General features: G+C 60.4%; 2 protein-coding genes. One reads left to right on the forward strand and one right to left on the reverse strand.

Translation table 11 applies throughout. From position 1 onward, the window contains the following. The coding region (locus EOA27_RS30900) for an RsmB/NOP family class I SAM-dependent RNA methyltransferase (RefSeq protein ID WP_145970640.1) at positions 1-856 on the forward strand (856 nt) is incomplete at its 5' end. Positions 857-1025: 169 nt separating this feature from the next. On the opposite strand, the gene EOA27_RS30905 is transcribed toward EOA27_RS30900, so the two are convergent. Then, the gene (locus EOA27_RS30905; protein WP_210214184.1) at positions 1026-2579 is read right to left on the reverse strand and encodes a response regulator; all 1554 of its coding nucleotides are present in this window, start codon (positions 2577-2579) and stop codon (positions 1026-1028) included. Between the last annotated feature and the right edge of the window lie 137 nt (positions 2580-2716).

Genomic DNA, 2716 nt, shown 5'->3' on the forward strand with positions numbered 1-2716 from the left:
GCCGAGATCCTTCAGCGCGTTGAGCATGGCCTCGCGCGTCAACCCGATCAAGTCGACGCGCGAGGCCATGCTCAACGCGCTGAAGGATCTCGGCTTGCGGGCGCAGCCATCTGCCATCGCTCCTTACGGCATTCGTGTGCATGAACGCCCCTCGCTGGCGAGCCTGCTGATGCTCAGGACCGGTGAGGTCGAGATCCAGGATGAGGGCTCGCAGCTTGTCGCCATGCTGGTCGATGCCCGGCCGGGCGAGCGCGTGGTCGATTTCTGCGCCGGAGCCGGCGGCAAGACGCTGGCGGTCGCCGTGCAGATGAACAACAAGGGCCATGTTGTCGCCTGCGACGTCCTGGAAGGCCGTTTGAAGCGCGGCGCCGAGCGCTTCCGGCAGGCAGGATTGCACAATATCGAGACACGGCTCCTGGCCGGCGAAACGGATCGGTGGATCAAGCGCCACAAGGGCGGTTTCGATCGCGTGCTGGTGGACGCGCCATGCAGCGGCACCGGTACCTGGCGACGCAACCCCGATGCACGCTGGCGCGCGCAGGAGGAACGGGGTCTGGACAATCTCGTGTCGCTGCAGGCCCGGATTCTGGCGAGCGCGGCGCGTCTGGTGAAGCCCGGTGGACGGCTGGTCTACGCGACATGCTCCATGCTGTCCGAGGAGAATGAGGAACAGGTGGTAGCGTTCCTGGCGGCACATCCCGGTTTTCGTGTGGTGCCGCTTCACGAGGCCGCGCCGCAACTGACGAACTCATCTCATCCGGACTATCTGTCGCTGACGCCCGCGCGCAACGATACCGACGGCTTCTTTGCCGCAGTCATGCAGCGAGAAGGTGCGCTCCCAGGTGGGCGCCCATAGCCATTCGCGCGATCCATTTTTTTGAATGACCCGAATGGGGCCGAGAGCAGTCCGGCAGCGTTCGGACTGGCGAGCCGGGAAACCGACGTTCCATTCGGCGCACCACGCCGTCAGCATCGGAGCCATGCTCTGCTTGGCTTAAGGTAGGCAGACCTGCCTCGGGCTCTGTTCACTCCGTTGGCAGTGGCACAAGGTCGAGCTTCGGCACGATTTCCTCTGTCGCATCGTCAAGCGGTGGCGGTTCTTCTTCAGCTTCCTGCTTCGGTTCGACCATCAGCAGGCCTACCACGATCAGCGCTAACGAAACCCAGTTGAGCGCCGGTATCGCTTCGCCCAGCAGCAACATGCTCCACCCTATACCGGCCGCGGTTACGGCGTAGGCGTTCTGGCTTGCGAACACAGCACCTGTGCTGGAGATCAGCGCAATGAAGAGCAGCATGGCCAGATTGCCGGCAACTGCCATCAAAATGACAATGATGCCAAGCCTTCCGGTCAACAAACCAACCGGTATGAAATCCCCATAAAAGGCCGCGAGCGGAATCAGCATCAAAAGCGAAGCAACCAGGACCATGCCGAACATGGCGACGCTGTCGACGGCAGCGGGTTTGAACTCCGAAAGATAGATATCCTCAGTGGCATAAGTGACCGGGATCACAAGCGCGATGGCAAGCCACAACCAATTCGTGTTCATTTCCCCCGGCTCGCCAAAGAAAAGGATGATGACGATGCCGACGAGACCCAGTCCAAGCCCCAAGAACCGTTTCATGCTCGGCGCTTCGGTCCGCATCAAGGCCGCGAACAGGAATACGGCGAACCCTTCAAGTACGATGACGATGGAGACGATAAAGGCCGGAAGCTTGCTTGCCAGCCAATAGACCAGCACCTGATTGACCACCGAGCTGATGAACGCGAGGATGATAACGAACCGCCAATCCGAGCGCGTGAGAGCAGACAGCCTCGGCATGGTCCTGCGCTTGAGGCTAATCCCGAGGCAGAACGCAGCTCCGATGAGGTCAATAAGGATCGCTAGTCCAATCGGGTGAGCTTCAACGAGCGAAGCCATTTTCGACAGCGGGACGACAAGGCCCCACAGTCCTCCGCAGGCCAACAGCAGCAAGGCTCCGCGGAATGTGCGGATATTTTGCCGCATTTTGCGTTCGCGCTCGTAAACCTTTTGGGCCATCGTTGCGAACACACTGGCGAGCTTGCCCAGACCATCGGTTCGGGCTGCCACATCGCGGATGCCCAGCTTCGAAGGGTTGAACCTCCCACTTTCCAGGGTCGCGGCCGCTTTCGTCAACTTGGCTACCTGACGCAGATATTCCTTCTCTACGTCGCGCAGTCGCTTTTTCTCGATGCACGTGGAAATCCGCGCCTTGAGAAGCGCCAGCTCGAAATCCTTGGGCAAGAAATCCTCGGCGCCCAATTCAATCGCCTTCACGACGCTGCTCATCTCATCGTCGAGCCCGGAAATCACAATCACCGGCACATCCCGGGTCCGGGGCGAGCTCTTGAGGCTCGTCAGCACCTCGAAGCCGTCCATCACCGGCATCATGATATCGAGAAGAACAAGATCGAAATTTTCAACTGCGAGCAGATCGAGAGCCGCTCGCCCGTTCTCTACAGCCTCGGCTTCATGGCCGAGAGCCTCCACCGATTTTTTGAGCTTGATCCTTATGGTCCGAGAGTCGTCGACGATGAGAATTCGGCCAGGGTTGCTCACGCTAATTCCCCAGGTTGAAGATTGCTCGAAGCTCGCTGCTGGCGACGTCGAAGGCACGCTGTGCATCGCCGATCTCGGCAAGACTTGCGGGTTCGCCGCTTGCGCACCGCGCCTCCACCCCGGCGCAGATCTGGCTG

Origin of the sequence: Mesorhizobium sp. M2A.F.Ca.ET.037.01.1.1 (assembly GCF_003998075.1) — a bacterium.
Lineage (GTDB): Bacteria > Pseudomonadota > Alphaproteobacteria > Rhizobiales > Rhizobiaceae > Mesorhizobium.